We start from the raw sequence: 6,246 nt of genomic DNA on the forward strand, positions 1-6,246 counted from the left end.
TACTTTAAATTCTAGAGATAAGCAGCAATACGATAAATACCGCTTTAAAACTTAACGTTATCGAAATACTGAAAGAGGATTTTTTCAAGAATTTTGATACCTTTAGAAAAATAACAACCAACAATTTATTAATCTATATGAGTGCAAATGTTCCTATTGTAAGGTCAGTGTCCTGGCCAGCTGTTTTAATACTGATTGTCTTCTGGATAGTCCTGGTGGTAGCTTCCTTATTCTTATTCCAACTTGAGGGCGTGATGGTCGCCTCAGTTCTTTTTTTCATTTTAGTAACAGCATTGCAACAGCTCATTCCAAAGAGCCACAAAAAGGGAATGAAAGCAGTCAAACAGAATGACTTTAAAGGTGCGATTGAATATTTTAAACAGAGTGTGGATTTCTTTACAAAAAAGGAATGGCTAGATAAATATCGGGCAGTTACCATGTTTAGCGCTTCAAAAATGAGCTATCGGGAAATGGCGCTCTGTAATATTGCATTCTGTTATTCGCAGACTGGGCAAGCCGAAAAAGCAAAAGCGCTCTACGAAGAGATCCTGCAAGAATACCCCGAAAATGGAATCGCTTATTATGCGCTAAACTCAATCAATACCTTTTCAAATCAGGCTGATTAAAAATAGTGCATTCAGCCCGGCTACTTATGAGTCCAGCTTTTACAGATAATCATGAAACAAATAAAGGCTATCCTACGATAGCCTTTTCTCATCATCTTATTGGTTAAAATATGGCACTAAATATCTTGAATGCATTAGATATCGTTTTCAACAAATAATCCTACCTCGTTATTTATCTTGCTTTCACAAAAGTAGCATGATACCCCCAAGAGTTTTTACGGTAAACCGTAATCCAATATCGGCGATTGTTATATAAAGCCCAATTCTTTACAGTACGCAACAAGCTGTTCGTTTTTAGTATATCCAAGTACATCCTTCATGAGGTTGAGCCGTTTCTCAATGCTACTCAGGCTCGACGGACGAATGTCACGTTGCTGGAGATACTCGGGCATTTCCTTTTGGGATACACCTTCGTACAAGAGTTTAATGATATGCAGGTCAAACTGCGTAAACTCATGCGAGTTCTGCTCCTGAATGAATTTTTTACTGTCGGGCGATTGGTACGTGCGGTTCTGATCAACAGCTTGCAATGCCTCGCGCAGATGCGGGCCATCACGGCGTGCTTTGCGTACCAATCCATCGATCTCGTTATTCTTGAACATATCATTGATCAAAGATGAGCGGTCCTTGGCCGTCAGCACAATAACCTTGATATCTGGCTGTACAAGTTTGACGGCTTTGATCAGAGAGAGTCCATCTTTTATCTCCTGCGGACTATCATCATCTTCAAATTCGATATCCGTAATGAGTAGGTCATATGGTTCGCCATCGCGGATCGCATTTTTAATCCAGGTGAGTGCATGGTCGCAATAATAAACGTATTTGGTATTGTGAATACCGAGGTCGTGCAGGGTTTTCTGCACGGAAATGTTGGCTATCTCGTGGTCTTCGGCAATGAGTACTTTCTTAAACATACATTATTGTCTTTTTATAATGGGATAGTGGTCGTGATATTGAGCCCTTTTCCCGGTTCATTCACAAAGGTAATTTCACCACCGAGGCTTTCAATACGGGAAACCGTATTCGCTAGCCCTTTTCCTTTAGATTTTTCTTGTGGGATTCCTATACCATTATCCTTATAGAATATGTTAAGCTGTTGGTCTGTTATGTCAAAACGTACGACGACCTGTTCGGCCTGGCTATGTTTCTTCATATTGACCATCAATTCCTGAAGCACATGTTTCACTTCATCTTTAATACGTTTGCTAATATCGTCCCACTGTTCGGCATCATTACCAGCGATTAATACCTTCCGATGGTCAGCGGCAAAGGATTTGAGTAAGCTTGTCAGTTGCTCGTTATAAGGTGTCTCTGTGACGGTTTGCTGTTCGACATCGTGCGAGATATCGCGCGACTGGTGGTACATATTTTCCAGTTTATCGAGTACACCATCGCGGTCCACCTCATCGCCATGTTCGATTTCCGACATGACACGGTAGATGCCATTGGCGACCACATCGTGAATCTTTTTGGAAAGATGCAGCTGGGTCTCTTTGACGCGGTTCTGTGCTTCGAGTTCAAGACGTTGCTTGCGTCGTTTGTACCAGAGGGTACCGCCGCCCACAGCCAACAGCAGTAAAAAGATACTTGCGCCGGTAATGGCACGTTGTCTGACCAGACGGTTCTGCTTTTCGGCATTTTCTTTTTCCAGTCGCAGGTTATCGGCCTTATTTTTTTCGACCTCATAGCGGATTAGGGCAAACTGGTTTTTGGCGGCTGCTCGGGCTTGTTGGATGCTGTCGGAAAGCTGCTTGAATTTTAAAAAATACAACCGGATATCATGAGGGTCTGATATTTCAATTAATTTATTTAATGCGTTGATTTGGTCTCCAGGGCTATTTATGTTTTTTGCAGTTGAATAGCGTTTAATGGCATAAAATAAAGCCGAATCTTTATTCACAAATTCATAGTATTCTGCAAGATGTGCGTAACTTGAATTTACTCCCCATAAATCACTTTTGGACACACGAATTTTCATCGCTTTTAGAAAATCAATATTTGCAGGATATTCGTGATTTTTTAACCATCTTGTTTTTGCCAGATTTGTTAATATCCTAGGATATTCAGCGTCATTAGGTTGAACTTGTTTAAAAATATGTTCAAAAATTACCAATGCATCCTCATAACGTTTTGCATATTGATAGCTTAGAGCAAGGTTATTTTCGTATATTCTACGGCTTGCCGAATCTGTCGAAAAATTGATAGCCTGTTTGTAAAAGCTAATCGCTTGATCATAATCCTTCAAATAATCGGTAACAGCTCCAAGATTGTTGTAATTTATACTAAGATAAAAATGATTTTTAATATCATTTTTGTCTAGATAATCTAAAGCTTGTAGAGAGGTTTCTTGCGATCCAAAATAGTCCCCTTCTTCTCCTTGAGTGATAGCCATATTTATGATCGATTTAGCTACAGACAAGCTATCATTAATTTCCAAATATATTTGTCTTGCTTTATTGAAATAAAGGTATGAACTATCAGATTGTCTTATATCTACAAATACTTTCGCTCTATTGTAATATAAGTCGCCTTCTTTTTGCGAATTTTTAAGTTGATTATCCTTATCACTCTCCATTCGCGTACAAGAAAGAAATATAAAAAGTAAGGAAATATATAGGCTAAAATATCTCAACTATATGATTATTTAAACCTAAAATAGTAAAAGTATTTTTGAAAACAAAGTTGATTTATTTTTTTAAAAAAAGAGGCGGTAAACCGCCTCTTTTGTATGGATTAATTATGGACGTACCGTACCTTTGTCCCCCCCTGTGCCTGTTTCAGGTCCAGGGTCTGTAGGAGGCTGATCAGTATCTGCCGTTTGTACTGTTGGTGTTCCTGCGCTTGGCTGTGAATTAGACGGTTGACCGATTCCGAATAAAAAATATAATATTAAACTCCACATAACTCAAAAAATTAAAAGTCAAAAACTTGGTAGGTCCCGTGCCCCATGCACGGGATTGCTACAAATGTTTTCAGAAGGCCTTCTGAATTTTTTGGGAAGTAAGAGTGTCAATCGCGGGAGGCAGAAGCTGCTTCCCAAACCGGCTAAAAACTACCGCGAGATCTTCTCATTGTGAAATCAGATTATTATCTTAGTTTATATTTTAATCGATCTATCATCTGACTTCGAGAACAAAGTTATAGCCGTTAAAAGCCTTTTTATCAAACGCTTCCAATGCTTCACAACATTTCATGATATTTCATGATGTTTCAAAAACTCTGGAAGGTCTTCCAAATTTTTCCAAACGGTCGAGATGATTTTTAGCGTTGTCAAGCGTACGGTTTCCCGTATTTTCCAATGCTGCAGAAATATTAATTTTGGAATCATGTTTGAGAATTTTAAAAAAGCTGTAAGAGACAGCTACCTAGATTTAAAGAAAAACAGACAACTTGGTTTTTCCCGCGAATGGCCTTCAGCAGGGGACCTTAAGAATTGGTCTATTCAATGTTTTGAGAAGGGACTCTCTGAAGCTGATGAAATTGTATTCACTGATTATTTAAGAGAAAAAAATGAAAAGAAATTACAAAAGCAACTTGGTAAGTCACTCAGGGAAATAATTAAAGATTCGGATACGGATAAATTCAGGGCTTTAAGAAATTTTATCATTGGAGATACAAAACGCAGCCCAGATAGAGACGTCGTAAAATTTCTCGCTGTACTAATTAATTTTCAACCGCGACCCTACAACTTTAATTATGGGAACGAAGTCCAAACAGATGGTGCAGCACCAGTTGATGATATGGTCATTCACGATAATACTTTCCCACCCTCTAACCAAGACAACGAAGATGAATTAGTTTACGACAAAAATTCGGACCACTTAGGAATTGACGTCAATGATATAAATGAGCTAGCCTCTGACATACCACTCGATCATCCGCAAGGACCTCTGTGTCCTGAAGAAACTTGTAGCGTCACTATTTTTGAACATAAACCCGATATCATTCCAACAAAATCAGAAGATCAAATCGACATTAATTCAAGTGAGAGTAAAAATGAAAACGGTGAAAATTCAGAAACAAAAGAAATTCGACCTGTAAGTGATATAATTAATTCGGATGAGATAATTTTAGATAACAGCAATAAAGGAAATGAGAGTCAACAAAATGATCTTCGATCATTTTTCAAAAAAAACAAACTTGTATTGAGGTTTTCAGGTGTAGCACTTTTGGTATTGGCAATATTGACTACCGTACATTTTCTGACGCCTGAAGAGTGCATGTGCTGGAATGGAGAAAAATATATTGAGGTAGATTGTCAGAGTAAGACACAGCCTTATCAAGTGATAGGCTTAGATGAAAACAAACTCGAGGGATTTGTGAAAATAACGAGACCAGATACCCTAGGTTCCAAGGATGTAGGAAGAGTATGGTATTCAAAAATCAATCATGAGGTGGAATTTTTTACTGGACCGGGTTATCATCCCACGGAATTCGGACGTTCCCTAAAAGCGGCCACCATGCGGATTTTAAATAGCTATGCAGGAGCAAACGCCAAAGTTGATCAAAACAAGAAATATGGTATTATGCAAAAACAATAATCTTTTGTTGTTCAAATGCAAATTACCAAACGTAAAAAAAAAGCCAGATCTCGCGACCTGGCCTTTAAACTAAACTTAAACATATGATTCACTAATGGTTTGCCTTTTATCGCCGGCAAACCATCAGTTGTAAAATTCTATTTATACGAATTAACCGATTTGGATACTTTCCAGTCATTACCCACACGCTCCAAGGTAATAAGATCAGTCTTGGTGAAATTCTCAAATTTTAGAGTCACTTTAGCAACCATATAGTCTGCCGATTCCTCGATGATGTCGGTGCTTACTATACAGTTTAGCTTTTCTCCTTTTTGTTTTTTCAAAGATTTAACCACTTCGCTACGGCTGTTAGACTGCGCATTGGTAGCTTGGATCTTTTGGTTGAAATCTTCGGCGAATAACTGCTCTACTCCTGCTGATTCTCCCTCCGTAGTGACCGCAACATAGTGATCCAATGCCAAGTCTGCGGTTGAAAGGCTAACGTTTGCTTTCTCTGATTTCGAACCTGGTCCTTCAGCTGCCATAGCAAATGTGGATACTGCGATTAAAGCTGCTGCTGCGAATGTTTTTACTAAAGTTTTCATAATGTCTTTTTTATAGTGTTAGTATTCTTGTTCTCATTTGTTGATTCAAAACTAAAACACAATAGGCCCCTAGCCTAGAGGCTTTAGACCAACGATCAAGAAAACTCGGTGAGTGGCAGGAATGGGGAGGTAAAAATAAATCCGCATGACTTGTAATAATTTAAAGAAATAGGGCTGGTAGATCTACAGGCCCCATTTCTTTAAATTACCGGATAACCTACATTATACGAATTGTTGTTGGCATTAATTTGAATTGTCTGAAATGACAGAAGCCGGTCAGCCTTAACAAAGTTGTCGATCGATGGTGCTACAAATGTAGATAGTATTAGTTTTACAAAATCGCCGTCCGTAACAGCTGTAAGCACTGCCGTATCTTCATTGAAATGAGCCCTAGTTGTTGCACCAGTAAAATTCGAATTGATCGGCTTTCCTGCATCGATGTTAAATACACTTCGCAATTTAAACTTATAGTATACATCATCAATTGCTCCCGAA

Annotated in this window: 7 protein-coding genes; 2 read left to right on the plus strand and 5 right to left on the minus strand. The window is 38.6% G+C overall.

What is annotated here, in order from left to right; all coding sequences use genetic code 11:
• The first annotated feature begins 137 nt into the window (after positions 1 to 137).
• Positions 138 to 626, plus strand: coding sequence for a tetratricopeptide repeat protein (locus AAW12_RS14720; protein WP_046674361.1), 489 nt, complete (start codon positions 138 to 140; stop codon positions 624 to 626).
• A gap of 248 nt (positions 627 to 874) precedes the next feature.
• Here the strand turns inward: AAW12_RS14720 and AAW12_RS14725 are convergent, their stop codons facing one another.
• From AAW12_RS14725 to AAW12_RS26280, 3 genes are all read right to left on the minus strand, one after another.
• A complete protein-coding gene (locus AAW12_RS14725; protein ID WP_046674362.1) occupies positions 875 to 1,540 on the minus strand; it encodes a response regulator in 666 nt (221 codons plus the stop codon).
• A gap of 14 nt (positions 1,541 to 1,554) precedes the next feature.
• Entirely contained in the window at positions 1,555 to 3,018 is a 1,464-nt protein-coding gene (locus tag AAW12_RS14730) for a tetratricopeptide repeat-containing sensor histidine kinase (RefSeq protein ID WP_197084048.1), read from the minus strand.
• Positions 3,019 to 3,363: 345 nt separating this feature from the next.
• The gene (locus AAW12_RS26280) at positions 3,364 to 3,528 is read right to left on the minus strand and encodes a hypothetical protein (RefSeq protein WP_156167661.1); all 165 of its coding nucleotides are present in this window, start codon (positions 3,526 to 3,528) and stop codon (positions 3,364 to 3,366) included.
• Positions 3,529 to 3,952: 424 nt separating this feature from the next.
• Between AAW12_RS26280 and AAW12_RS14735 the strand changes: the two genes are divergently transcribed.
• Complete coding sequence (locus tag AAW12_RS14735) at positions 3,953 to 5,167, plus strand: hypothetical protein (protein WP_046674364.1); 1,215 nt, start codon at positions 3,953 to 3,955, stop codon at positions 5,165 to 5,167.
• A gap of 137 nt (positions 5,168 to 5,304) precedes the next feature.
• Here the strand turns inward: AAW12_RS14735 and AAW12_RS14740 are convergent, their stop codons facing one another.
• Positions 5,305 to 5,751, minus strand: a complete 447-nt coding sequence (locus AAW12_RS14740) for a nuclear transport factor 2 family protein (RefSeq protein ID WP_156167662.1) — start codon at positions 5,749 to 5,751, stop codon at positions 5,305 to 5,307.
• Positions 5,752 to 5,951: 200 nt separating this feature from the next.
• The coding region (locus AAW12_RS26500) for a hypothetical protein (RefSeq protein ID WP_046674365.1) at positions 5,952 to 6,246 on the minus strand (295 nt) is incomplete at its 5' end.

It is taken from the genome of Sphingobacterium sp. Ag1 (assembly GCF_000988325.1).
GTDB lineage: Bacteria > Bacteroidota > Bacteroidia > Sphingobacteriales > Sphingobacteriaceae > Sphingobacterium.

What these genes read in the sequence shown, in the direction of transcription:
- AAW12_RS14720 (WP_046674361.1), top strand. Translation starts at nt 138, where the DNA reads ATGAGTGCAAATGTTCCTATTGTAAGGTCAGTGTCCTGGCCAGCTGTT.
- AAW12_RS14725 (WP_046674362.1), bottom strand. Translation starts at nt 1,540, where the DNA reads ATGTTTAAGAAAGTACTCATTGCCGAAGACCACGAGATAGCCAACATT.
- AAW12_RS14730 (WP_197084048.1), bottom strand. Translation starts at nt 3,018, where the DNA reads ATGGCTATCACTCAAGGAGAAGAAGGGGACTATTTTGGATCGCAAGAA.
- AAW12_RS26280 (WP_156167661.1), bottom strand. Translation starts at nt 3,528, where the DNA reads ATGTGGAGTTTAATATTATATTTTTTATTCGGAATCGGTCAACCGTCT.
- AAW12_RS14735 (WP_046674364.1), top strand. Translation starts at nt 3,953, where the DNA reads ATGTTTGAGAATTTTAAAAAAGCTGTAAGAGACAGCTACCTAGATTTA.
- AAW12_RS14740 (WP_156167662.1), bottom strand. Translation starts at nt 5,751, where the DNA reads ATGAAAACTTTAGTAAAAACATTCGCAGCAGCAGCTTTAATCGCAGTA.